Origin of the sequence: Paraflavitalea devenefica, from assembly GCF_011759375.1 — a bacterium.
GTDB classification, from domain to species: Bacteria; Bacteroidota; Bacteroidia; order Chitinophagales; family Chitinophagaceae; genus Paraflavitalea; species Paraflavitalea devenefica.
Genome location: NZ_JAARML010000001.1, coordinates 1,303,793 through 1,329,809 on the forward strand (window position 1 = coordinate 1,303,793; position 26,017 = coordinate 1,329,809).

Annotated in this window: 24 protein-coding genes; 15 read left to right on the forward strand and 9 right to left on the reverse strand. The window is 47.2% G+C overall.

Annotated elements, in window-relative coordinates:
• Window positions 1-79 precede the first annotated feature (79 nt).
• The 11 genes from HB364_RS05245 (at window position 80) to HB364_RS05295 (ending at window position 11,213) form a co-directional block, all read left to right on the forward strand.
• Window positions 80-706: a DinB family protein gene (locus tag HB364_RS05245; RefSeq protein ID WP_167286821.1), complete on the forward strand. Its 627-nt coding sequence runs from the start codon at window positions 80-82 to the stop codon at window positions 704-706.
• A 10-nt stretch (window positions 707-716) separates the two neighbouring features.
• On the forward strand, window positions 717-1,787 hold the full coding sequence (locus tag HB364_RS05250) for a winged helix DNA-binding domain-containing protein (RefSeq protein ID WP_167286822.1): 1,071 nt from the start codon (window positions 717-719) through the stop codon (window positions 1,785-1,787).
• Window positions 1,788-1,823: 36 nt separating this feature from the next.
• A complete protein-coding gene (locus tag HB364_RS05255) occupies window positions 1,824-2,513 on the forward strand; it encodes an NUDIX hydrolase (RefSeq protein ID WP_167286823.1) in 690 nt (229 codons plus the stop codon).
• Window positions 2,514-2,672: 159 nt separating this feature from the next.
• Window positions 2,673-3,590, forward strand: coding sequence for an NUDIX domain-containing protein (locus HB364_RS05260; RefSeq protein ID WP_167286824.1), 918 nt, complete (start codon window positions 2,673-2,675; stop codon window positions 3,588-3,590).
• Between the two features lie 39 nt (window positions 3,591-3,629).
• A complete protein-coding gene (locus HB364_RS05265) occupies window positions 3,630-5,072 on the forward strand; it encodes a nicotinate phosphoribosyltransferase (RefSeq protein WP_167286825.1) in 1,443 nt (480 codons plus the stop codon).
• A 10-nt stretch (window positions 5,073-5,082) separates the two neighbouring features.
• Entirely contained in the window at window positions 5,083-5,547 is a 465-nt protein-coding gene (locus HB364_RS05270) for a macro domain-containing protein (protein ID WP_167286826.1), read from the forward strand.
• On the forward strand, window positions 5,544-6,092 hold the full coding sequence (locus HB364_RS05275) for an NADAR family protein (RefSeq protein ID WP_167286827.1): 549 nt from the start codon (window positions 5,544-5,546) through the stop codon (window positions 6,090-6,092). The genes HB364_RS05270 and HB364_RS05275 overlap by 4 nt, the downstream gene beginning before the upstream one ends.
• Before the next feature lie 26 nt (window positions 6,093-6,118).
• Window positions 6,119-6,946, forward strand: a complete 828-nt coding sequence (locus HB364_RS05280; RefSeq protein WP_167286828.1) for a TIGR02452 family protein — start codon at window positions 6,119-6,121, stop codon at window positions 6,944-6,946.
• 46 nt (window positions 6,947-6,992) lie between these two features.
• On the forward strand, window positions 6,993-8,216 hold the full coding sequence (locus tag HB364_RS05285; protein WP_167286829.1) for an SIR2 family protein: 1,224 nt from the start codon (window positions 6,993-6,995) through the stop codon (window positions 8,214-8,216).
• A gap of 2 nt (window positions 8,217-8,218) precedes the next feature.
• The gene (locus HB364_RS05290; protein WP_167286830.1) at window positions 8,219-10,216 is read left to right on the forward strand and encodes a TonB-dependent receptor; all 1,998 of its coding nucleotides are present in this window, start codon (window positions 8,219-8,221) and stop codon (window positions 10,214-10,216) included.
• Window positions 10,217-10,223: 7 nt separating this feature from the next.
• Complete coding sequence (locus HB364_RS05295) at window positions 10,224-11,213, forward strand: AAA family ATPase (protein ID WP_167287744.1); 990 nt, start codon at window positions 10,224-10,226, stop codon at window positions 11,211-11,213.
• 76 nt (window positions 11,214-11,289) lie between these two features.
• Here the strand turns inward: HB364_RS05295 and HB364_RS05300 are convergent, their stop codons facing one another.
• Window positions 11,290-11,544, reverse strand: a complete 255-nt coding sequence (locus tag HB364_RS05300; RefSeq protein ID WP_167286831.1) for a hypothetical protein — start codon at window positions 11,542-11,544, stop codon at window positions 11,290-11,292.
• A 244-nt stretch (window positions 11,545-11,788) separates the two neighbouring features.
• Here HB364_RS05300 and HB364_RS05305 point away from each other — a divergent pair, with 244 nt between their 5' ends.
• Window positions 11,789-13,432, forward strand: coding sequence for a M28 family peptidase (locus tag HB364_RS05305; protein WP_167286832.1), 1,644 nt, complete (start codon window positions 11,789-11,791; stop codon window positions 13,430-13,432).
• A gap of 88 nt (window positions 13,433-13,520) precedes the next feature.
• On the opposite strand, the gene HB364_RS05310 is transcribed toward HB364_RS05305, so the two are convergent.
• From HB364_RS05310 to HB364_RS05330, 5 genes are all read right to left on the reverse strand, one after another.
• A complete protein-coding gene (locus tag HB364_RS05310; protein ID WP_167286833.1) occupies window positions 13,521-13,784 on the reverse strand; it encodes a hypothetical protein in 264 nt (87 codons plus the stop codon).
• Window positions 13,785-13,860: 76 nt separating this feature from the next.
• Complete coding sequence (locus HB364_RS05315; protein WP_167286834.1) at window positions 13,861-14,148, reverse strand: hypothetical protein; 288 nt, start codon at window positions 14,146-14,148, stop codon at window positions 13,861-13,863.
• A 120-nt stretch (window positions 14,149-14,268) separates the two neighbouring features.
• Entirely contained in the window at window positions 14,269-14,757 is a 489-nt protein-coding gene (locus HB364_RS05320) for a regulatory protein RecX (RefSeq protein ID WP_167286835.1), read from the reverse strand.
• A 24-nt stretch (window positions 14,758-14,781) separates the two neighbouring features.
• Window positions 14,782-15,885, reverse strand: coding sequence for a trypsin-like peptidase domain-containing protein (locus tag HB364_RS05325; protein WP_167286836.1), 1,104 nt, complete (start codon window positions 15,883-15,885; stop codon window positions 14,782-14,784).
• A 17-nt stretch (window positions 15,886-15,902) separates the two neighbouring features.
• The gene (locus HB364_RS05330) at window positions 15,903-17,210 is read right to left on the reverse strand and encodes a YbjN domain-containing protein (RefSeq protein ID WP_167286837.1); all 1,308 of its coding nucleotides are present in this window, start codon (window positions 17,208-17,210) and stop codon (window positions 15,903-15,905) included.
• Between the two features lie 154 nt (window positions 17,211-17,364).
• Here HB364_RS05330 and HB364_RS05335 point away from each other — a divergent pair, with 154 nt between their 5' ends.
• From HB364_RS05335 to HB364_RS05345, 3 genes are read left to right on the forward strand one after another with little or no spacing between them, the layout of a single operon-like run.
• Window positions 17,365-18,141 carry an inositol monophosphatase family protein gene (locus HB364_RS05335; protein ID WP_167286838.1) on the forward strand — a complete coding sequence of 259 codons (777 nt, stop codon included), beginning with the start codon at window positions 17,365-17,367 and terminating at the stop codon, window positions 18,139-18,141.
• A gap of 42 nt (window positions 18,142-18,183) precedes the next feature.
• Complete coding sequence (thiL, locus tag HB364_RS05340; protein WP_167286839.1) at window positions 18,184-19,218, forward strand: thiamine-phosphate kinase; 1,035 nt, start codon at window positions 18,184-18,186, stop codon at window positions 19,216-19,218.
• Between the two features lie 16 nt (window positions 19,219-19,234).
• Window positions 19,235-20,755 (forward strand): S41 family peptidase, encoded by a 1,521-nt coding sequence (locus HB364_RS05345; protein ID WP_167286840.1) that lies wholly within the window; start codon window positions 19,235-19,237, stop codon window positions 20,753-20,755.
• A gap of 1 nt (window position 20,756) precedes the next feature.
• Here the strand turns inward: HB364_RS05345 and nagA are convergent, their stop codons facing one another.
• Genes nagA through HB364_RS05360 form a run of 3 tightly spaced genes read right to left on the reverse strand, consistent with a single transcriptional unit; the run spans window position 20,757 to window position 25,366 of the window.
• On the reverse strand, window positions 20,757-21,854 hold the full coding sequence (gene nagA / locus HB364_RS05350) for an N-acetylglucosamine-6-phosphate deacetylase (RefSeq protein WP_167286841.1): 1,098 nt from the start codon (window positions 21,852-21,854) through the stop codon (window positions 20,757-20,759).
• A 9-nt stretch (window positions 21,855-21,863) separates the two neighbouring features.
• Window positions 21,864-22,673 (reverse strand): amidohydrolase, encoded by an 810-nt coding sequence (locus HB364_RS05355; protein ID WP_167286842.1) that lies wholly within the window; start codon window positions 22,671-22,673, stop codon window positions 21,864-21,866.
• A 20-nt stretch (window positions 22,674-22,693) separates the two neighbouring features.
• On the reverse strand, window positions 22,694-25,366 hold the full coding sequence (locus HB364_RS05360) for an MGH1-like glycoside hydrolase domain-containing protein (RefSeq protein WP_167286843.1): 2,673 nt from the start codon (window positions 25,364-25,366) through the stop codon (window positions 22,694-22,696).
• Window positions 25,367-26,017: the final 651 nt, after the last annotated feature.

Consider the following 26,017-nt stretch of genomic DNA (forward strand, 5'->3'; position numbering starts at 1 on the left):
TAATTTTTAAAGACCGGTTTTGCTACTGACATACTGCTGTCACCAGGTGGTTGTTGCTTTGTATCATAATAGCAAACCTATGTTTTACACTACCATTAATCAGACCAGCCTGCTCACTCAATTACAAGATATGGCCGCTTACAACCTGTGGGCCATTACCCGGCTTACCGGCTGGCTTCAGTCCAAACCAGACACATTACTGGAAACGGCAGCCGCTTCCAGCTTCCCGGGTATCAAGGCCACACTGCAGCATATCCTGGAAGTAGAACAGGGATGGCTGGGCCACCTGCAGCAGGCGCCGGCAGGCATACGGCAGGAGCCGGATGGCAGCCTGGAAGCCGTGCTGGACAGCCTGGTGGAGCATGCGGGTGCTTTTAATGATTATGTACAGTCGCTGACGGAGGAAGAATTACAGGAGGATTGCTATTGTAATGTGTTGTTCGTGGGCGAGATTTGCCGGCCCCGGTTTGAAATTATCCAGCACTGCCTGAACCATAGTACTTACCATCGGGGGCAGGTGGTAACAATTGGCCACCAGGTAGGACTAAAGGATGCGCCGATGACGGATTATATGTTTTATGTGCTGCGGGTGAAGGCCTTTGCCGGGTCCAAAGGGCTCCCTGGGGAGAAGATGGAAAGACGGGAAGGAAAACGCCAACCCGCTGTGCGTAACAGTTTCCTGGCAGTGAATTTTTTCAGTAAATAACCCAAATACGATGACCACAGCAGCCATTGTTCAATACCGGTTGTACAATCAGCAGCTTTCGCAACCTTCACTTAAACAGCCTGGAGAGCTGGTGCATTGGATGGGCTCCATGCAGGCGCAGGATTACCTGGGCGCTAAATGGAGTATTGGCCTGCGCCTGCCCGGTTCTACAGATGAGGACATTGAACAGGCGATTGCAGACAGGAAAATTATACGCACCTGGGGACTGCGGGGCACCTGGCACTGGATGGCGCCGGCAGATGTGCATTGGATGTTGCGCCTGGTGTCGCCCAAAATCCAGCAGAAGTATGCACCCTACCTGAAGCAGGAATCACTGGATGCGGCCAAAGTGAAGAAAAGCAATAAAGTGCTGGTGAAAGCATTGCAGGATGGCCAGGCGTTGACACGGGAAGAACTGACTGGCATACTGAGCAAAAACGGTATCAAGGCATCCAATTACGGGATAGGGCATTTGTTGTTGCATGCCTCACAGGAACAGTTGATCTGTATGGGTCCCCGGCGGGGGAAACAGTTTACCCATGTATTACTGGAAGACTGGATACCAAAAGATAAAAGATTTGAGCCGGCTGACCCGTTGGCCGAGCTGGCGCTACGTTATTTTACCAGTCACGGCCCTGCTACGGTGAAGGATTTTATGTGGTGGGCAGGACTTACCCTGGCAGAAGCACGTAAAGGCATTGAACCCATGCAGGACAAACTGGAAAGGGTGGAGGTGGAAGGCATCACTTACCTGATGTCGTCGGATAGGCCGGCTTTGAAGAAGAAAGTTACTGTTCACCTGTTGCCGGGATTTGATGAATATTTACTGGGCTATACCGACCGCAGTGTAGTCGTGGAAGATAAACATGCCAAAAAGCTGGCCATGACAGCCAATGGTCAATTCAGTTCCACGATCGTAGTGGGCGGGCGGGTAGATGGTATCTGGAAAAGAACGATGGACACAAAAAATGTTGACATAACTACTACTTATTTCGATGCTGCCGGTAAGTCTGTACAGCAGGCGGTAGCTGTAGCGGCACGGCGGTATGCGAAGTTTCTCGGGCTGAAAGCTGATTTATAGCAGAGATAAGCAGCCAGTTTTTATCTTGCAGGCTGAATGTCTTCTGATCAACATATTAAAGTAGCGGTAGACGCGGTCGTGTTTGGTTACTCCAGGCAGGAAGGCGTGTCGGTACTGCTCATACAACGTAAGTATCCTCCTTTTCAAAATAGTTGGGCTATACCAGGTGGTTTTGTATTGGAAGAAGAGTCGCTGGAAGCGGCCGTGCGCCGGGAATTACAGGAAGAAACAGGCATTGCCGTCAACTACCTGGAGCAATTGTATACGTTTGGCGATCCTGGGCGTGACCCGCGGCAGCGTATTATATCCATTACTTATTTCGCCCTGGTGAAATCGGCTCAATTCCAGCAATTGAAGGCGAGTACAGATGCAGAACATGCACAATGGTTTGGCATCAAGGAGCTACCCCCGCTGGCTTTTGACCATGAAGCTATTTTGCAGACCGCCATTGAAAGGATCAGGGTCAAGATCAGGTACCAGCCAATAGGGTTTGAGCTGTTGGACAAGGTATTTTCTTTTGCCGACCTGGAGCATTTGTATATGACCCTGCTGGACAGGGATATTGACCGCCGCAATTTTTCCCGGAAGATGATGGCGCTGGGCATACTGGATGAAACCAATGAGGTAGCCAGGGCAGAAGGCAAAGGCAGGCCCAGTAAAATGTACCGGTTTAATGAGCAGCGGTACCAACAACTGGAAAAAGAGGGGATGAATTTTGAGATCTGAGAAAATAGACCTAATCCACACATAAACAACATTTTCCACAAAACTCCACGCTTTGTATTATTTCTTATCACCAGCCTTATGTTAATTTTGCGTCTTTTTCACGCAAAATATTTGGCGCATTCAGAAAGGCTCTCTATGTTTGCGTAGAAATGACGCAAAATGAAGACAACAGGAGTTATCATCGCCCGCTTCCAGACCCCTTACCTGCATGAGGGGCATCAATACCTGGTGAATGAGATCAGGGCCAAACACAATAAGGTGATCATCATATTGGGTGTATCGCCGGTAAAAGGTAGCCGCCGCAATCCTTTTGATTATTATACCCGCGAAAAATTACTGAAGCACTTCGCGCCCGAGCTGCTGGTACTGCCCCTGAGCGACCATCCGGATGATGCCATGTGGAGTGAACACCTGGACGGGTTGCTGACCGGCAGTTTCCCCCAGGAGTCCTTTGTGTTATATGGAAGTCGCGACTGTTTTATTCCTTATTATAGTGGTCATTTGCCGGTGGTAGCGCTGCCCGAGCTGGGCGATCACTCTGCCACCGCCATCCGTGATGCCAATGCAGATAAAGTGCTTGACTCTGTTGATTTCAGGATGGGCATCAATTATGCCTATCACAATATGTATGAAAAAGTTTACCCCACAGTAGATATTGCTGTATTGAGGAATAACGAAACAGAAGTATTACTGGGCAAAAAGCATGGCGTGGCCCAATGGCGGTTTCCCGGTGGCTTTGCCAATCCTGCTGATGCCTGCTATGAGGATGCTGCCGCCCGTGAGCTGCAGGAAGAATGTGGTGAACTCATCACCGGACCCATGCAATATGTAGGTTCTGCCCGGATTGATGACTGGCGGTACCGCAGCGAAGCCGATAAGATCATGACCTTGTTTTTCAAGACTGATTTTGTGGGCGGTGAGGCGAAGGCCAATGATGATCTGGGTGAAGTCGCCTGGTTTCCGGTTGCTTCCCTGCAGCACATGATAGAAGAGAACACGATTGCAGCCGAGCACCATGTGCTGGTAAATATGCTGGTAAAAAATGTGCGCTTGTCTGCCCAGACTATTGAACAATAAACTTAACCCTTATACTTTTTTACGCTAAAAATGAACACGATGAAAACCCAGGAAAATATCTTACTGCTTGCCGACGCCTATAAATACTCACACCACAAGTTATATTACCCCGGCACCACCAAGATCTATTCTTACCTCGAAAGCCGCGGCGGCCAGTTTGACGAAACAGTATTCTTCGGATTGCAATATTTCCTGAAGTATTACCTCGAAGGGGAAGTGATCACAACGGAAAAGATTGATGCAGCAGCAGGCTTCCTGGAACAGGTATTTGGCCGCCAGGATGTATTTGACCGCAGCAAATTTGATTACATCGTTCAAAAGCATGGCGGCAGGTTGCCCGTGCGAATCAAAGCTGTACCCGAAGGCACCCACGTACCGGTAAATAATGTATTGGTTACGATCGAGAATACTGACCCGGAATGTTTCTGGCTTACGAATTTCCTGGAGACTTTGCTGATGCAGGTATGGTATCCATGTACGGTGGCTACCCTATCCAGTGCTGTCCGGACAATCGCCACTGAATATTTCCAGGAAACAGCTTCTGAAAGCGCTATGGCTGCTATTGATTTTGTGTTGAATGATTTTGGCTTCCGTGGTGTGAGCTCTGTAGAAAGTGCGGGCCTGGGTGGTGCGGCGCACCTGCTGAACTTCAATGGCAGTGATAATATTATGGCCAGTGTGCTGGCGCAACGGTATTATGGCGCCAACAGGGTAATTGGATTATCAGTTCCCGCTACGGAGCACTCTATCTGCACCTTGCTGGGTGAGGAAGGAGAACTGGAAGTGTTTAAGCATGTACTGAGAACTTTCCCCAGTGGTACGGTAGCCTGTGTTTCTGACTCTTTTGATATTTTCAGGGCCTGCAGTGAATACTGGGGTACAGAATTGAAGGAACTGGTGTTGAGCCGGGATGGCGTACTAGTAATCCGCCCGGATAGTGGTGATCCTGTATTCACACTGTTGAGGGTATTTGACATATTGATGGATAAGTTTGGTTACACCTTCAATGAAAAAGGATATAAAGTATTGCCTCCACAGGTGCGTGTGCTGCAGGGTGATGGCGTTACAGTAGACACGATCCGCCACATATACAGCGCCCTGAAGATTAATGGCATCAGTGCTGAGAACCTGGTACTGGGCATGGGGGGCGCTTTGTTGCAGAAGGTGGACAGGGACACCCAGCAATTTGCCTTTAAATGTTCTTATGCAGAAGTAAATGGCGAGGCTACTGATGTACAGAAACATCCTATCGAGATTGACTCACACGGCAGGCTGGTGGAATCATTCAAGCGGTCAAAGGCGGGTCAGTTGAAACTGATCCAAACAGAAGAAGGCTATCGCACCATACGCAAAGAGCAGGGACCTGCATTCAAAGATGAACTGGTAACCGTATTTGAGAATGGCGCGCTGACCTATGAAGTAAACTTTGAAGGAGTACGGGAGCGGGCCTGTAAGGAAAAGAAGGAAGTAACGGTAGATTAATTTAGCAGCTATGGCCATTCAATATATTAAAGGAGATGCCACAGCGCCTGTCGTAAGTGGCAATAAAATTATAGTGCACGTGTGTAATGACATTGGAAGTTGGGGCAGGGGTTTTGTGATGGCATTAAGTGCCAAATGGAAAGAACCGAAGCAATCATACAAGAAGTGGTTTCAGTCAAAAGAAAATTTCGCATTGGGTGAAGTGCAGTTTGTTCCTGTAAGTGCTGACACGTGGGTGGCTAATATGATCGGCCAGCATGATATCAAAAACGATAAAGCCGGCAATCCACCTGTAAGGTATGATGCCATAAAGATCGCTCTTGAGAAAGTGGCATTGTTTGCCAAAGAAAAGAATGCAAGTGTACATATGCCCCGCATAGGCTGCGGCCTTGCCGGAGGCACCTGGGACAAAATGGAACCTGTGATCGAAGCAGTAAGTAAGCAAGGCGTTCCTGTAACTGTATATGATTTATGAAATACTCATTAGACATACTAAAGAAACATATTGAAGCAGAACAGCCTGTAGAATACTTATTCTTCTGGGGGCATACGCAAAAACAGGGAGGGGTTGTTGATAAATCCTGTCTAAGCCAGTGGTTTCCTGCCGCATTCACAGTGGACGGCATTACCTATCCCACGGCTGAGCACTGGATGATGGCCAGGAAAGCTTTGCTCTTCGATGATCAGGCAGCTTACGAACAAGTACTGGCAACGAATAAGGCCGGTGCAGCCAAAGCCATTGGCAGAAAGGTAAAGAATTTCGAGGCTGTTGTATGGCAAAAAGAGGGTTATGGCTTTGTAACAGAAGGCTCCTATCATAAGTTTTCCCAAAACCCACTGTTAAAGGAGTTTTTATTGAGAACAGGAAAAAAGGTTATTGTAGAGGCTAGTCCAATGGATCGCATCTGGGGTATCGGGCTATCTCAGAATTCTCAGGATGCTATGAACCCTTTCAAATGGAAAGGAACCAACCTGCTGGGGTTTGCGCTGATGGAAGCAAGGGACCGGTTATTAACTTAAAGACATTACTATTTAAAAAGAGATGTATGAACCAACGTGAGCGTGTGGCTATCGCAGAAGATACGCTGCAATTAATTGAACAAGGGTTTTATATTAATACAAATGGCGACCGGGTGGAAACAAAACCGGTTTTACAACAAGCCATTGATAACACCCGGCTGTTTACACCGGAAGCGTTAGCTGATATCCGGGATGATTTTAAGAATAGTCAAAGCTTTGACACTAACTGTGAGGTAACGAATGAAACAACACTGGATGCTGTTAGGCGGTTGTCCACAGCAGGTTTCAGCAAGGTACTCTGTTTGAACTTTGCTTCGGCCAAAAATCCCGGTGGTGGATTTTTAGGAGGAGCCATAGCGCAAGAAGAATGTATCGCGCGGGCTTCTGGATTGTATCCCTGTCTGTTGACGGCTCCCGGTTATTATTCCTACCACCGGAAACAATCCACCTGTTTGTATTCTGATCATATGATTTATTCTCCCGGTGTCCCGGTGATGAAAGATGAAGCAGGCAACCTGCTCGACGCATTGGTATGTCCCTCCATTATCACATCGCCTGCTGTAAATGCCGGGGTAGTAATGGAACGCGAACCTTCCAACCGGAACCAGATCACTCCTGTGATGCGTGTAAGGATTGAGAAGCTGCTGGCGCTTTGTGCACATTATGGCCATGATACGCTGGTATTGGGCGCCTGGGGTTGTGGCGTTTTCCGGAATAACCCGGAGGATATAGCCACCTTATTCCAAGAGACTTTACAAGGACCTTTTAACCGGCAGTTCAGGAAGATCGTTTTTGCGGTAAAAACGAATAAGGAGAGTATTATAGAGCCGTTCAGGCAAAGATTCATAAACTAGCCTAAGCTCTGGGTATAACAAGCTGAACAAATTAAACTGTTTATATATGATTTCATTTCTATTGGGGTCAGGTTTTTCTTTTGAAGAAGGAATCCCTGGTGTAAAAGAAATAAACGATCGGCTGGTAAACTTACAGGCCAAACATATTCGTATAAGTAGTGATCTTTCTGCTTCATTTTTAGAAAAAGATCAGGAAGATCCAAATGGTCGGTTTAGCCTTAAAGATCGAATGTTTGTTGAAGAGTTTATACAGTTTTACATACACGAAGTAATAAAGGATAAAAGTAAATTTAACTATGAGGATTTCTTTGATTATTATTTTTTCCCTTATCGTGATAATAACTTTCCAAAAGAGTTAAAAAATTTTCTGGATAACTACAGAAATAAAATTCAGGCTACACATAGACACATAGATGATAATATTAATTTAATTGGCCGATTTCATAATACTTTTTCTCAACTTATTGCATCACTACTAAATCAATCAAAGTATTACCAGGATGTTTCCTTGCTAAACTATCCCAAATATGATCCGTTTATAAGGTTTCTTAAATACTGTATTTCTGACCATGATATTAAAGTTCATTCATTAAACCATGATATGTTCTTTGAATTTCTTGGTTCGCATCATGAGGAAATTGCTGGATATTATTGCGATGGTTTTACAGATTTAGGCTCTCCTTACTACGGTGATGTTTCTTTTACTGATCAGGGTATAATTAAAACACATAAAGTAAGAATTAAGTTTTTTAATGGCAAATACAATAACAAGTTATGCTTTTCTAAGCTGCATGGTAGTGTAGATACGTATATATTTAACTTGGCTTCACCAACCCCCGACCTCACAAGAGTTAAAAGGAATTGGAGAGTGGGAGACCTATATAAAGAAGAAACTAATAAAGAGACTGGAGAACTCCAATATGTATCAGGCTACCAATATAACTACCCGGACTTTTTAAGTGGAACAACAGCGAAGATTCTCTACTATGATAATGAATTCTATAAACCATTATTTGATCATTTCTGTCATAACCTTCAAAGTTCAGATTACTTATTCGTCATTGGATACGGGTTTAAGGATGAAAAAATTAATGAAATGATAGAAAAAAACTACTTATCCAAAGGTAAAAGAATGATTGTTGTAGATCCATATCCGAAAGAAGATGCTTTTCAAAAAGAGTACGATATAACATATATAAGAAAGAGAATTACAGAACTCACTTATAAAGAATGGACATCTCTGTGTGAACTCAAAGCAACGGTATCATAAACATGAAAAAGGCATACCTGTTTATAGGATCAATATTTGTTTTCCAATTCTTAGTTGGTCAGGAGAAAAAAGATACCAGTACAGTATTGGAAGAAGTGGTAGTTACCTCTCCTTTTACGCCGCCCGCATCATCACCGGTAACGATGAGCCATATTTCCCGGAAGGAGCTGGAACGCAGGAATTACGGGCAAGAGCCGTCTGTATTGTTATCACAAACTCCTTCCGTCACTTTTTATACAGATGCCGGCAGCAGTTCCGGGTATTCTTATTTCCGTATACGGGGTATTGATCAAACGAGGATAAACATGAGCCTGAATGGCGTGCCACTGAATGAGCCGGAAGACCAGGGTGTTTATTTTTCCAATTACCCGGATTTTCTGGAATCGGTATCCGGTGTACAGGTACAACGCGGTGCCGGTTTTTCCAAACAGGGAGTAGCAGCCTATGGCGGCAGCCTGTATTTTGAATCGGTACGTTTCAGGGACAGTGCCGGTGGTCAGGTTTCAGCAGGGTATGGTTCTTTCAATTATTACCGGCTGAATGGAAGTATAAATACCGGGTTGAACAATAAGATGGGATTATATGCAAGGGGCTCCCATTTGCATTCGGATGGCTACCGTGATCATAGCGCCAATACATCCAGCTCGGTTTTTATTAATCCTGGCTATTGGGGTGAAAAGCACAAAGTGTATGTAGTATCCTTTTTAGGAGAACAAAAGAATGAGCTAGCCTGGATCGGGGCGCCAATGGACAGTCTGCAAAAAAATAAACGGTACAATGCCAACGGCAACCAGGAGTACGACCGCTTTCTGCAGGCGCATGTGCAGGTACATCATGAATGGCAACTCAACAGCCGCAACCAGTTGCACAGCGGTGTTTTTTACAATTACCTCGACGGCAATTATGATTTTGACTATAATCATTTTATCGGCATGCCTTCCACGGATGAGCTGTACAACTATGCTTTCCGGTCCAACTTTACTGGTGTGTTTTCTTACCATACTTATACATCCAGGCACCTAAAGTGGTACAATGGCATACAAACCCAATGGTACCAGCGCAGGCATCGGGGCAGTGAAAAGACAATCGGAGAATTGTACACGAATACCGGCTACAGGAATGAAGCCAGCCTGTTTAGCAAAGCCATTATAGATATCGGGAACTGGAGTATGTTGGGCGATCTTCAGTATCGTTACAGCAACTTTACCTACACTGGCAATGAAGTGATGCCGGGACAATACTGGAATTTCCTGAACAGTACACTGGGTGTAAGCTATCGCCTGCCTAATGGCATCCGGTTATACTATTCCATCGGGCAAACACACCGGGAGCCCACACGTAATGACCTGTTTATGGGCAATGACGACCTGACCAGAGACAGCAATGGCGAGTTGTTGTTCAACCCTGTAAAGGCGGAGCAGGCTATTGACCAGGAATTGGGTGTTAAGTATTTCGCACGGAATGTTTTGGTAAGCGCCAACCTGTATTATATGCGCTTCCGCCATGAGATCACGTTGAATGGACAGGTAGGACCTACCGGTGTTCCCCTGCACAGCAGTGCCGCCCGCAGCTACCGGAGCGGTATAGAACTGGATGCCTGGTGGCGGCTGGGCAATGGGATTGAGTTAAGGAACCAGAGCGCCACTTCGGTGAACCGGATTAAAGAAGAAGGCGTGCATCTGCAGCCTGTATTAACTCCTGCTGTTATCAGCAACCAGGAAATAAGGCTGGTGAAGAAGCGTTGGCAGGGAGGTATTGGTCTTCGTTACCAGGGTGAATCGTATATTGATTATGCGAACACAACGAAGTTGCCCGATTACTTTATCCTGAATGCCGATATGAGCTGGCAGTGGCGGGCGCTGACATGGTATGGCGTAGTGAATAATATTACGGACCAGGTGTATTATACGAATGGATTGATTACGGCATCGGGTGTTCCGGGTTACTTTATTCAGGCACCGGTGAATTTTTATGTGGGGGTAAGGGTGAACTTCAAGTAACAGTATTATGAAGAAAGGATTGGTGTTGGGGAAGTTTATGCCGCTTCATGCAGGACATGTTGCGTTGATCCATTTTGCCTTGCAGCATTGTGATGAGTTAGTAGTGATGCTCTGCGCATCGGACAAAGAACCAATCAGCGGCACTGTACGGAAAAGTTGGATGGATGAAACTTTCCGGAATGATCACCGGGTGCAGATTGCCCTGGTGGAATATGATGACGCGGTGCTGCCCAACAGTTCTGTTGCTTCCAGGGAGATCTCTGCCCTATGGGCAGCTTATATCCGTGATCATTTTCCCGGTATTGGTATTTTTGTTTCTTCAGAGCCTTATGGTGATTATGTGGCGGAATACCTGAATATTGAACACCGGTGTTTTGACCCCGAAAGAAAGCGGACGCCAATTTCGGCCTCTGCTATTTTACAGGACCCGTTTCAACAATGGTCATTTATTGCGGAAGCTGCCCGCCCATATTTTGTAAAGAAGGTCTGCCTCAGCGGATCAGAATCTACCGGTAAGTCTACCCTGACGGAGCGGCTGGCCCGTCACTTCAATACCGCCTTTGTACCAGAAATGGCCCGTGAAGTGATTGAAACAACTGAAGAAGTAGTATATGACGACCTGCTGAAAATTGCCACCCTGCATGCCACAACGATCAATGAGCGGGTAAAGCAGGCCAATAAAATCCTGCTGTGTGATACAGATGTAAACATTACAAAATCCTATTCACGTTACTTGTTTAAAAGGGAACTGGTGGTGCCGGGGTGGATTGATGCGGAAAACCGGTTTGACCTGCATTTGTTTTTAGCTACCGATTGCTCGTATGTACAGGATGGCACCCGGCTTTCCGAAACGGAAAGAAATGTACTGAGTGGTTACCACGAACGGCAATTACAGGAAAGCGGTATTGCCTATGTTACTATCCGCGGCAACTGGGAGCAGCGGTTTGAGCGGGCAAAGGCGGTGATACAGGAAACATTTTTCAAGATGGTTATATAAATAAAAGACAATCAACTTAACAAAAACGCAGGGCCATAACCCTGCGTTTAGTTTTTCTGAAATTGGATATATATTTTTAAGCGGCCATGCGCTGGTAAAGCTGGTGACTGATCGCTTCCTCTATGGTAGCAGGTACATTACCCGCAGCACTGCTGCTTTCAATAGTTGTGAGACGGTTCAGGTCTTTATCCCAGCCAAAAATATAGATGGGACTATCATCGATACTTACCCTGAAACGGGTTTCAGTGGAAAGCGTTTGATAAGGAGTAGCTCTTACTACAACCGGTTTACCGTCTATTGATAACTCGAAGATCTCTGTCCTGGTTTTCATAACACCTCCATTTTTTATTATTGAATATGGACACACTATTCCAATAACCGTGCCCCTATATGCCAAAATTCTCTTCTACAGCAGCGGTTTTAATGGGTATTTAATAGTGAATGGATGATTACTTACAAACGCTTTGGCAAATAGCTGTATAAGGTGAGCCAGAATGGCATATACTCAACAGTTTGTTAAATAAATTTCCCGTTTTATCTTACCTTTTACCCTTCATAAAAACTACAACCAAATTATGCGTTCCTATTTTGTACAGCTTTCCCTGGCTGTTACTACACTGGCAGTGGCCTGTAATGACAACAAACCAACAGCACATAGTGAAGAGGGTGCATCGGTGATGAGCGCCGACAGCCTGGCCAAACATATTGCCGTACTGGCGGCCGATGAGTTTCTGGGCCGCAAACCTTTTACAGAAGGAGAGACCAAAACGATCAACTACCTGAAAGAACAGTTTGCCCTGGCCGGACTGGAGCCGGGTAATGGCGACAGCTATTTCCAGGAAGTGCCCATGGTGAATATCACCACCACAGCAGCACCTGCCATGCAGGTGCAGGGCGCCAAAAGCAATTTCTCCCTGAAAGGTTTTGATGACTACGTGATCTGGACAGATAAAACAGATTCTTTGATCACATTGGATAAAAATGAACTTGTTTTCGCGGGTTATGGTGTAGTAGCGCCTGAATATAACTGGAATGATTATGCAGGGCTCGATGTAAAAGGGAAGGTAGTACTGGTACTGGTGAATGATCCTGGCTATAACAGTGGCGACAGCACTTTATTCAAAGGAAAAACGATGACCTATTATGGCCGCTGGACCTATAAATTTGAAGAAGCGGCCCGCCAGGGCGCAAAAGGCTGTTTGATCGTACACAATACACAGGCGGCCAGCTATCCCTTTGCAGTAGTACAAAATAATTGGAACGGATCACGCCTGCGCCTGGACAATCGCGGTAAGAGCGAACAGCTTTGCGATGTGATCGGCTGGGTATCGGGTCCCACCGCCAATAAATTACTGGCGGCCGCCAGCCTGAACAGCAGTGCACTGGCCAAAGCCGATATACGTGGTTTTAAAGGAACGCCTTTGAATGTAAAACTTTCCACCACCATGCAGGTGAAGTCTGTTTACAATAAATCGCACAATGTAATCGGCAAGATCACCGGCAGCAAGCGGCCAGATGAATACATCATTTATACAGCCCATTGGGATCACCTCGGTATTGGCAAACCGGATGAAACAGGTGATTCCATTTACAATGGCGCATTTGACAATGCCAGCGCTACTGCAGGACTGATTGAGCTGGCCCGCGCCTTTAAGAGTTTACCCGAGAAACCGGAGCGCACCATCCTTTTCCTGTCGGTCACTGCCGAAGAGCAGGGGCTTTGGGGGTCGGCCTGGTATGCACAGAACCCTATATACCCTGCTGCCAAAACAATCGCCAATATCAATATGGATGGATTGAGCCCCTTTGAACAAACAAAAGATATTATCGTAGTAGGCCAGGGCCAATCGGAGCTGGAAGATTACCTGAAAGAAGCAGCAGAGCAGTCTGGCCGGTATATAGCTTTCGAGAACCATCCGGAAGCTGGTTACTACTACCGTTCAGACCATTTCAATTTTGCCAAAGTAGGCATCCCTGCTTTGTATACGGAGCGGGGTATTGACATCGTGGGCAAAGGCGCGGCATATGGCGAAAAGGTACATGAAGAATACCGGGAAAAACATTACCACCGCCCTTCTGACGAATATGATGCCGCTACGTGGACATTGGCCGGCGGACTGGATGACCTGAAACTGTTGTTCCAGGTAGGAAAGCGGATCGCTTCCGGCGATAAAGTGCCCGGATGGAAGGAAGGATCGGAGTTCAAGGCGAAACGATGATTGGTTCCAACAACTTTAAATATAAAAGCCCGGCTACCTATCTGCGCCGGTTTTTTTTATTGCCTGCTAGCAAAAAGACCTGTAAGCCTTATACCGGTTTCAGTTGGGCCTCGCCCTTATATTCCCAATATTCTTTTATAATGTTGCCATTCAGTAACTGTTTTAGCCGGCGGGCAAAACGTTCGCCGCAGATAATACCTTTTTCATCTTTCCGTCCCAGGAAAGCCACTACCGGTAGTCCGTCCCGGTCGGTCTTAAAGGCCAGGTCATAGCGCTGAAACTTCGTTTCAATGAGCGACGAAGGTGCATACTTCTTGTTGAGGATCTTTAAAATTTGTTCTCCGAGGTCCATAGTAGTACGTTTTTATAGTTATCAATGTAGTACGAATGACAGGACGACTACGGATCCGGGGTATCTTACAAGTAGGTTATACAGTAATGTCCAGCACGGGCTTATAGGCTTCGTTTGGCGCCAGGATGCGGGCAGGCCTGGGCCGCTGTTTTTCGGATGCCCTCCTTTCAAGCCACTTGGTTACACCCACTGCAATGAGCCCTCCCGCCACATTCAAGCCCACCGTGAGCCAGCGCCGCTTATCCCGCTCTCCCAGGCGACCGGGCCGTGGAGCAGATGGGTCAATTTTACGGACCAATTCGTGTAAAATAGTAACACTTATAGCGCCGGCAAGCCCACCGGCCAGCGAAGTAAGTAGTTTCATAACCTCTTTTTGAAAACTGATAAAAGAATAATGCCAGGGGAATACAAGAATGCAGCATTCAGAAGCCAGTATCCAGAAGCTTGAGCGCAGAAACGAAAGATGCGCCTACAGAAAGGGGGGTTATTCTTCCTTTTTGGACAGGTTGGCGATAGCCTGCCTGATGAGCTCCGGCTCATAGCCTTTTTGCAGCAGGTAATCGGTGGTTTTGCTGAGTTTTACATAGTGGTTCACCCCCTCGCCTTTGACCGAAGCCCATTTTTTCTGCGCCAGCGTCTGCAGGGTTTTGAGGTAATCATCCTCCTCTATTTCCTTCAGGGCTTTTTTGATACAATATTCACTGACCCGCTTTTGCTTGAGCTCATATTTTATTTTGATACGGCCCCACTGTTTGAGGCGGAAACGCCCGCCGGCAAACTGGATGGCAAAACGCTCTTCATTGAGGTAGTTCTCTTCAATAAGTTGTGACAACAATTCTTCCACCTGTTGTTTGTACAGGCCAAAGGAGTATAGTTTTTCCTTCACTTCCAGGTGACTGCGCTCCTGGTAGCCGCAATAGTGACGGGCTTTTTGCAGTGCCTGTTCCTTGGTAAGCTGTTTACGGTTGAGCATGGCGTCAAAAATAGCATAGGCTGCTTATACTTCTTCCAGGCGCTCTACACAGCCATACTCCGTTTTCAGCAGGTCGTCATAATGATCGGCCTGTTTAAAGAGCGTGCTGAACATACCGGCGCCAATCTCCTTGGAGATGTCCAGGTCATAAATAATGCAGGACAGTATGATATTCTGGCTGGCGCAGCTTAATACCAGGCCATTCATACGATAATTTTCCTGCAGCAGGAACTGGTACAGCGGTTTGATCTTTGTGCCATCCGGCGGCAGTTGACACAGGTAGGCGTCACCTGCAATGAAATAGTTATCAGGATTGTAACTGATCTTGATCTTCGCACTGCCTTCCTTTACCTCCCAGCGGTTAGCGCCCGACCGGGCCAGCTTTACATCCTTGCCCAGCTCCTTCAGGATCTCTTCAATGGTTTTGGCTACGCCAACAGGCTCCGCTTCTTTTTCCGGCATTTCGGGCAACTTCACTTCTGTGCCACAGGCCGGGCAATATTTGGCAGAATCTATCGTATCGGGCAATACCAATGAATCACAACTGGGACAACGGGTAGAGGGCGTTCCCTTATGGGGCGCATACAACTGGAGGGCCGTTTGCAGGTAATATACCGGCAGGGCAAAGCCGAGGTTATCGCCTCCGCGGATAATAAAGGAGTTTACTCCTATCACCTCTCCCTGCTCATTCACCAGCGGACCACCACTGTTGCCCGGATTGATGGCCGCATCTATCTGGATAAATTTCAACCCATCCCGTATACGGTCTACTTTGGAAATAACGCCCTGCGTAGCGGTATAATTCAGTCCAAAGGGGTGGCCAATGGCAATCACTTCATCTCCGTCCTTGAGGGTTTCATAGTGTCCCAGCGGTAATGCGGGCAGTTCAACACCTCCGGGTGGCTGCAGAAAGGCCAGGTCATGTTTACGGTCGGTGTACCATACCCTCGATAAGGCTTTGTCGAAAGTTTTGCCGGCAATCGTCACCTCGGGATTATCGGCCACCACATGGTCATTGGTGATGATGAGGTCATATTCCCGCAGGTAAAAACCGGTGCCGGTACCCGTTTGGGTGGCAATTTGTATAATGGCAGGGTGAAACCGTTCTATTACTTCCTGTGTAGGCATAACAATGTATTGCTGAATTAGTCAAAATTAAGCACCGCGATTTCTGCAGTAAAACTGGTATTGAAATTCACCAGCGTATCATAACGCAGGTTGCCGGTCTTAAACTCCAGTTTGGTGTATTTGTGTTTCCACACAGCTACTATATCTTCTATACGCTGACGGATATTGTCCACTTCAAATTCATTGGCGGCCGCATCATAATAGGGTGTGGTAAAGCCGAGCGCCACAAAATAATCCGCATGGTTGATCTGCATGTATAACCGGAACAGATCGGCAAGCGGCCGGGGCAGGCTGTAAGAATACTGGCAGAAAGAAAACCCGTATTCCAGTATGGCATTGGCAATAAGCGGGTACTGGTTATCGCGGTACCAGATCATATTCTGGGTGGCCGCATTAATGGCCTCATTCACCGACTTATGGTTCTGCGGGGCCACGATGGAAAAAGTATGCTTGGAACGGAAGAAGAAAGGATATACTTCTTCGGACGATTTTGCCAGGAACTTGCGGTAGGCTTCTATCATGGCCTGGTTGCGCTCGGTAATCTGCTTTTCATCCTTGCGGAAATAAATGTCTACAATCTTTTCCAGTTCAAGCTGCAGCTTGCCTTCAGGACAAAGCATATAATCAATCCGGAAAGCAAGGGCCAGCAGCATATAAGCAATAGCGCCGGAAAACTTATCGGCATCGAGACTGGCGGTATAGTCAATGGCATCCTGGATCCATTTGGACAGGAATTTGTACCGGATCTCTTTTTCGGCAGCGGGTACTTCAGTGATGTGTTCCGTATCTATCGTTTGCAGGGCAGAGAATTCCTGCACCAGCAGGTCATCCAGCTTATCGGCTTTAATGGCCAGCTCTTTCAAACCATAATAGAGTTTATTCGGATTGGCCGCTTTGATATTACTATCGAACCGCATGCAGAGGCGATCGCCATCGAGGGCATACCGGCTGTAATACAGGTTGAAATTCATTTCGAGCAGGCGGCGCATCACCGGCACGCTGGGCTGCGCCATTTTCGCAAGGGTCACTTCTGCCATCACCCGTTCCTGGTTGAACTCGCCCCGCACTATTTTGGAGCCCTGGTACAGGTGGAACCGCCCTTCGGCGCCATTGCGTTCCAGCACTACATTCTGCTCAGCCTCATCGCGCAGGTAATTAAAAAAGGCTTCTACGCTTTCGGGGTATTGCTGTTGTTTGAACAGGTTATCAGATTCCGTCCAGCAGTTTACCTTTTCTACTGTTTTGTTGTTGTCTGAATAACGACCAAAAGGAATGGCAGGATCTTCCGTTTTCTTCTTGCCCCAGCCAAAAAGTTTGTCGAACATAAATAAGAGTTTGTATCGCTCCGCAGAGCGGGATAAAGTTGCCCGAATGAAGGTATTTAATTTCGTGCCATATTCACAATCTCTTGAGGATAATTAGTTTATTGTGTTTCCGGGGGAAGAAATTTGTCTGTGGGAACCCCCTTATCTTTGCGGGATGTTAAAAGAAACGCTTATTAACGCTACCGAAGCAGGCGCGGAGGTGATACAACACTACTTCAACAATAAAAACCTGCAAATCAGTAATAAAGAAGGAGTCAACAACCTGGTCACCGAAGCAGATCATGCTTCTGAAAAAGCCGTCCTGGAGATCATCAAACAAGCCTTTCCCAATCACTTTATCGTGAGTGAGGAAGTGGGGGAGATCGTAATGGACAGCGAGTACAAATGGATCATTGACCCTATTGACGGCACGGTGAACTATGCGCATGGCATTCCCCTTTGCTGCATTTCCATTGGTTTGGAGCAGAGCGGAAAGATGATCATGGGCGCAGTATACAACCCTTTCCTGAATGAGTTTTACTTCGCAGAACGCGGCCAGGGCGCCACGCTGAACGGTCAGTCGATACAGGTGAGCAATCAGCCCGACCTGATGAAGGCCTGCCTGGTAACCGGTTTTCCCTATACCTATATCAATCAGCCCAATGGGCCCCTGGAAGTGTTCTCCCGTTTTATACGCCAGGGCATCCCGGTCCGCCGCCTGGGATCTGCCGCCATTGATCTTTGCTGGGTGGCTGCGGGCCGGTTCGACGGGTTCTATGAACATAAGCTACAGGCCTGGGACAGTGCAGCGGGGTTCCTGATGGTTGAAGAAGCCGGTGGCAAAGTGACGGATTTTAAGGGCGATTATTATTCTCCCTACCAGCCGCATATTGTGGCCACAAACGGGAAGATCCACGATGATATCCTGCGCTGGATCAATGACAAGGTATAATGTTTCCATTTCAACAGCATTCACCTAAAAGCGAATTTGACCATGAGTGAAAGAACTGAAATAACCGACCTGGGCGAGTTTGGGCTCATTGACCACCTTACAAAGAATATTGAGCTGCAAAATGCCTCCTCTGTACTGGGTGTGGGAGATGATGCCGCCATCATTGACCATTTTGGCAAACAAACCGTGGTCACCACGGACATGCTGGTGGAAGGCGTTCATTTCGACCTGATGTACACCCCCTTAAAGCACCTGGGCTATAAAAGTGTGGTGGTGAACCTGAGCGATATCTACGCCATGAATGCCATGCCCACGCAAGTTACCATGAGCCTCGCTTTCAGTAACCGGTTCAGCCTGGAGGCATTGGATGAGTTTTATGAAGGGGTGTATGCCGCCTGTGAAAAATATGGGGTAGACCTGGTGGGGGGTGATACCTGTTCTTCTCAAAAAGGGTTTATTATATCCGTTACCGCCATTGGCGAAGTGGCGCCGGATACTTTTATAAAAAGAAGTACCGCCCAAAAGGGTGACCTGCTTTGCTGCAGCGGCGATCTCGGGGCCGCCTATGTAGGGCTGCTGTTCCTGGAACGGGAGAAGCAGATCTACCTCGAAAACCCTAAAATACAGCCCGACCTGGAAGGCGAATCCTATGTAATAGGCCGGCTGCTGAAACCCGAAGCAAGGAAGGATATCATTGAGTTTTTTGCGCAAAGCAGTATCAAGCCTACGGCAATGATGGATATCAGTGACGGGTTGAGTTCTGACATTTTACACATTTGTCAGGACAGTAACCTGGGCTGCCGTCTATACGAAGAAAAAATCCCGATTGCGGAGGAAATGCGGCGGGCAGCCTTTAAATTTGAGATTGACCCTACAGCCTGTGCGTTGAGCGGCGGAGAGGATTATGAATTGCTGTTCACCCTGCCACAATCTGATTACGAAAAACTCGTTCTTAATGAGCAGATCAGCGTGATCGGTTATATGACAGATGCGGAAGAGGGGACAAAGATTTTAACGAAAGGCGGCGGTACGCACAATATAACGGCGCAGGGCTGGAATGCATTTAAGAATACCTGAGTTTAAATGGTTTTGCATGAGGCAGTGGTTACCCTGTTTTGTAGTGATCGTGTTGGCGATGTTTTCCATAGGATGCGCTTCTTCCCGGAAGTCATTTGATCCCAATAAGAAATATGCTGCTGCACAGCTTCAGCAGGACTACCATTATTTCCGCAACATACTGGAAGAATCACATCCCAGCCTCTACTGGTTTACCCCTAAAGACAGCATGGATTATTTTTTCAATACTGGTTACAACAGTATTAACGACTCCATGAGTGAGCCGCAATTCAGGAACTTACTGGCCTGGGTAACCAGCAAGATCCGCTGTGGACATACCGCTGTTCGCTTCTCTAAACCCTACAGCAGCTACCTCGATACAGTAAGGTTACCGGTATTCCCGCTTCACCTGAAAGTATGGCCGGATTCTATGATGGTCATTACCAACCTGAACCGGAAAGATTCTATATTGAAACGGGGTACAGTGATCACTGGCATCAATGGCTGGCGCACGGCACAACTGGCAGATACTTTTTTTAATTATGTTTCCGGCGACGGCTATACACAAACCGGCAAATACCAGATACTGAGCAACCGTGGCAGCTTCGGCAACCTGTACCGGAATATATTGGGATTAACCGACCAGTTCACGGTCACCTACCGCGACAATGATGACACGGAAAGAGAAACCGTGATACCCATTTATGATCCCCGTGCAGATACGGCCAACCGCGGCAGCACAGGCAGCAGGCCCACAGGAAGGCCGCCCAGGCAGGCGCCCCGTGCCCCAATGCTCAATGGTGTGCGCAGTGTGCAGATTGATACCTCGCTTTCCTCGGCCTATATGACGGTGAATACCTTTGCCAAGGGTAATAAACTGCGGCCTTTCTTCCGGCGCTCATTCAGGGAACTGAAAAAGCGGAACATACAGCACCTCGTGGTAGATGTGCGTTCAAACGGAGGCGGTGATGCCGGCATTTCCACGAAACTCACCCGCTACCTGGCCAATAAAAAATTTAAGCTGGCCGACTCCCTCTACACCCCCCGCAGAACCAGCCATTATACCAAATACATTCAATGGCAGCCGGTGTACTGGCTCATGATGCAGGCCATTACCCACAAGAAAAAGGACGGACTGTACCATTTTGGTTATTTTGAACGGCATTACTTCAAACCCAAGAAGCGCAATCATTTTAATGGTGATATCTACATCATTACCGGCGGCAATTCTTTCTCCGCCACTACCTTGTTTGCGGGCGTATTAAAAGGTCAGCACAATGTGAAGATCATTGGAGAAGAAACAGGCGGCGGCGCCTATGGCAACTCTGCCTGGATGATCCCGGATGTTACGCTGCCCAATACCGGTGTCCGTTTCCGGTTACCGAGGTTCAGGCTGGTGATGAATAAAGACCTCGTAAAGGATGGCCGGGGTATTATACCCGATATTGAAGCAGCTCCTACGGCAGAGACTATCCGCCAGGGCGTTGACCCTAAAATAGATACTGTACGTAAGTTAATTATGCAAAAAAGTGGCATGGCCGCCCATCCGAAGCCATAAACTATTGTATTACCTGCTGCACCTTCAGCGCGTCATCAAACACCACCATATAGGCTTCATAACCCTTGGCAATAAGACCGGCTTTTTTACCACGCAACAACTGCGCAGGATAAGTAGATGCCATGCGCAAAGCTTCTTCTAAAGGAATATTCACATGCTCCACGGCGTTTTTCACACATTGCATCATTGTAAGCGCGCTGCCGGAGAGCGTTCCATCAGGCAACGTATAACGATCTCCTTTAAACAGGTGCTGGTATTCACCGGTTGTTGTTTCCGCCACCGCATCGGTAATAAAGAACAACCGCTCCTTCATGACCGACTTGGCAATTTTCACCGCCGCATAATCCACATGAATACCATCGCAAACAAGGCTGCTTACCACGGCAGGATGATTAAAGATGGCGCCCACCATACCGGGTTCCCGGTGTTGTAGTGGCGACATAGCATTGAACAAATGCGTAGCCGCCGGTATCCCAAGGTCAAAGGCGCCCATGGCCTGTTGGTAAGTAGCATTGCTATGACCTGCTGATACAATGATATTATGCTGCAGGAGCAATGCAATAATAGCCGGGTCACATTGTTCCGGTGCCAGGGTGATCATCTTAAAAATAGCCGCCCCCCGTTCCAGCAATAGCTTTACTTCTTCCAGGGTAGGTTGCTTAATACAATCCAACAGGTGAGCGCCGCGCTTTACCGGATTCATATACGGGCCTTCCAGGTGCAGGCCCAGTAATCCTTTACCGCCCTGTTCCCAATACAGCTTCACTACCTCCATTCCCTGCAGGAACTTCTCAATGGTATTGGTGGCCATGGTGATCATGAAATGGGTGCAGCCACCGGCCAGGCAATATTCATACGTAGCCTGGAGGGATGCCACACTTATTTCGTGTGAGAACAGCTTACCGTTACCACCATAGATCTGCAGGTCAATAAAGGCAGGCGCAAGATGATGACCCTGTAAATCATGTACGGTATAATGCGATGGCACTTCCGTTGCCGGTACCACATCAACGATGATGTTATTTTGGGTGAGAACAGCTTTATTCGTTTCTATAGCATGACCGGTAAACAGGCGGGCATTGGTATAAGCAATGGACATGGAAAGGTTTTATGATTGGATGATGAAGTTATCCGCATCCTCCAGGAAGGGTAATTTATGGCGGATCTCTTCCAGTTTTTCTTTTTGCAGTGTTAACGTATGTATGTCTTCTTCATGTGCTTTGGTATATAATACTTCACCCATGGGGTCCACGATCATACTATCACCGCTGTGATAAATATCATTGCCATCTTTACCCACGCGGTTGGCGCCTATCACATAACACTGGTTTTCGATGGCCCTCGCCTGCAGCAATGTTTTCCAGGCATGGTTGCGCCGTTCGGGCCAATTGGCTACGTATATCAGCAAGTCATATTCCGCTTCATTGTTAGCAGCTTCTGCTTCCGTAAGCGGCGTAGCCTGCCGGGCCCATACCGGAAAACGGAGATCATAGCATACCAGTAAATTAATCCTCCATCCCTTAACCGAAGCGATGAGGCGCTTATGGCCGGGTGTATAATGTTCATGCTCACCTGCATAGGCAAATAAATGCCGCTTATCATAATACCCATATTGTCCGTTGGGCAGCATCCACACAAGGCGGTTATAATAATGGCCGCTGTCTTCAATAATAAGACTGCCGGCAAGGATGATCTTCTTTTGTGCAGCCATTCTTTTCATCCAGTTGATGGTTTCGCCTTCCATGGTTTCTGCCAGTACTTCAGGCTTCATACTAAAGCCGGTACTGAACATTTCGGGCAATACCACCACTTCTGTTTTTGGTAATTGGCCGATCTTTTCTTCCAGCATCTGCAGATTGGCGGCTTTATCTTCCCAATGCAGGATGGTTTGTATGGTGGTGACGGTGAGCGTGGACATAACGAATGAATAAATATTGATTAAAGGCGGTCATCGGGCACCTGTTCTTCCTCCGGTTTGTGGTTGGTTGCCGCCTTCCGGTCGCACAGGATATGCGCCAGCTTGGCTACCAATGCTGTCCAGCCGGTTTGATGACTGGCGCCCAGGCCACTGCCGGAGTCGCCATGAAAATATTCATAAAACAGGATGAGATCTTCATTACCCGGCCGCTCATAGAACCAGCTTTCTTCACCATTTGTGGGCCGTTTACCTTTTTCATCTTTATCAAACAACTTGATAAGTCTTAACGTGAGTTCGTCGGCTACCTGCATCAGGTTCATGCGGTTGCCGGAACCTACCGGGCATTCCACCAGCAGGTCGTCACCATAAAATTCGCCAAAGCGGCGGATGGACTGAATAATGATATAATTAATAGGCATCCACACAGGGCCACGCCAGTTGGAATTGCCACCAAAGAAGTCAGACGTAGAATCGCCGGGATCATACTGCACCTTATAATCAACACCATTAATGGTAACCTCATAAGGATGCTTTTCATGGTACTTGGACAAAGCCCTGATACCATAGTCCGACAGGAATTGCGATTCATCCAGCAGGCGCTCCAGCAACTGCACCAGCTTTTCCCGGGGCACCAGCGATAACAGGATCTCTTCGCCTCCGGCCCGTTCTTCATTGGGCCAGAAACGACCGTTCTTCAGCCGGTAATTCTCAAACCAGGTAATGCGTTTTTTGAAATCACTGAGCTTATCGAGTATCTTTTTCTCAATAACCGATACGGCAAACAAAGAGGTTAATCCTACAATGGAATATACCCGCAGGTGCAGCGGGGCCGACCCGGCTATTGAAAGGGTATCATAAAAGAACTTGTCTTCCGCATTCCACATGCCCTGTTCATTGAGCGCTTCGGCAATCAGCACAAAATGTTCAAAGAACTTCGTCGCCGTATCTTCAAATGCCTCATCCTTCATGGCTATTTCCAATGCCATGTCCATCATATTCAGCGCATACATCCCCATCCAACTCGTGCCATCGGCCTGCTCCAGTTGCATCGTACCGGGCAGTACACTGCTGCGGTTGAATACGCCGATATTATCCAGCCCAAGGAAGCCCCCTTCAAACATATTATTGCCATTGGAGTCTTTCCGGTTGATCCACCAAGTAAAATTGATGATCAGCTTCTGGAAGATCCGTTTGAGGAAGGCGATATCCCCTTTACCGGTGCGGTTCTTTTCTATCCGGTATACCTGCAGGGCAGCCCAGGCCTGTACAGGCGGATTTACATCGCCGAAGTTCCATTCATAGGCCGGCAACTGGCCATCGGGTTTCATATACCATTCCCGCATAATGAGGATAAGCTGGTGCTTGGCGAAAGTGGGGTCTACCATGGCCAGCGGAATACACTGGAAGGCCAGGTCCCAGGCCGCATACCAGGGGTACTCCCATTTGTCGGGCATGGAAATAATATCCTGGTTCTTGAGGTGCTTCCAGTCGGCATTGCGTCCATGCAGCTTGCCGGGATTCACATCCGTAATACCATCACTGGTAGTAAGCCAGCGTTCCACGTCATAGTGGTAATACTGCTTGCTCCATAAAATGCCGGAAAGCGCTTGTCGCTGGATCCTTTTCCATTCCGGATCGGTGGTAGCTCCTAATACGGCATCATAAAAAGAATCGGCTTCCTCTTTGCGGGCATTGAAAATGCTGGTGAACCCGGTAGCAAAGGGATTATCAAAAATCTTATTGCTCAGGCGCAGGTAAGTGGTCTTGGTAGCGCCCGCCCCGATATGGTACTTATACACCGGCGAAAACTTGGTCCCGGTCCGCTTTTGCTGCAGCGCCGCCAGGTTTTCCCCTTTTAAAATGGCACGGTGAAAAGCATCCTTGGTAAAAGGTGATGTATTGGGTTGGCCGCTTACAATTTCAAGGTTCGTCTCATTTTCTGTCATGAGGCTATCGGCTGCCGGCATATAATAGAGATAATAAGCCCCCAGGCGGCCATGAGTCGCTTTCACAGAAGTTTTATCTCGCCGGGTTATATGTGGCTTTTTCTCCGATTCGTCATACGACCAGCGGTTATAAAACCAGAGCACGGGCGCCAGGGTAATATCGGCCGCTTTGCTATACCGGTTGGTGATATCAATCTTTATGAAAATATCTTTGGCATTTTCCTTGGCATAGGTAACCAGCACATCAAAGTACTGATCATCGTTAAAGACACTCGTATCCAGTATTTCATATTCAGGTTCCTGGCGGGAACGGTTGCGGCTTTCTTCGCGTAATTGATCATAAGGAAAGGCCTGCTGCGGGTATTTATACAAATACTGCATATAATAATGGGTGGGCAGGTTATCCAGGTGATAATAAAGCTCTTTTACGTCTTCGCCATGATTGCCTTCATAATTGCCCAGTCCAAACAGGCGTTCTTTGAGTATCTTATCCTTGCCATTCCAGAGTGAAAGGGAAAAACAAAGGTTTTGGAAAAAGTCGGAGATGCCCGCCAGGCCATCTTCTCCCCAGCGGTAGGCACGGCAATGGGCGTGATCAAAAGGAAAATAATTCCAGGCATCACTATTCATGCTATAGTCTTCCCGCACAGTGCCCCACTGACGCTCACTGAGGTAGGGGCCCCATTGCTCCAGGGGTATTTTTTTGGCTGCATTGACGGTTAGTCGCTGATGTTCCGCAGTAGTCATAATGCTGTTTTCGTTCCACAAATCAACTATGAAAATAAAGCAAGCAACCGGTATGGCAAATATTCCTAATGGGGAATAAGGTCTTTATAACAGTGAATTTACAGCTTTGGACAGGGATAAAAAACAAAAAAGCCTTTCCGGCTTGCGGAAAGACCCTAAAAAAATAAGGTGCCGGCCACCCTCTACCGACACCTTAACAGACGCACAAATTCCAACTCACACCTTGCTTGCCTGTGTTATAGCTTCTTTTTATAGAATAAGTTCAATGGTCAATCTTTTCTAAAAGCAATCACCAACCAGATCCTTCACCCATTGACTGCCGGTGATTGCTTCCGTTCGTTTTCATGGTCGTCATTAATACATCGTTCTGATCCTGATTGTCCTTTCGTATACTTTGTTTTCGTGACTATCTTTTTCCCTTATCATCGCTTCAGGCGCGATGACAATGCAAATGTGCAATATGTAAGGTCGCATAACAATAGCATGAAGATGTGAGAATAGATACAAACACCTGTTCGCTTTTTAACTATTCTTAACGTGGCAGTCATTTTAAGTGTCTTTTCTTCCATTTATCCCCTGTTTCAGTAGAGTAATACCACTAAGTGGTATCACATATCTGTGTGGTTTTACCCAAAAGATTTCCAAAAAGAA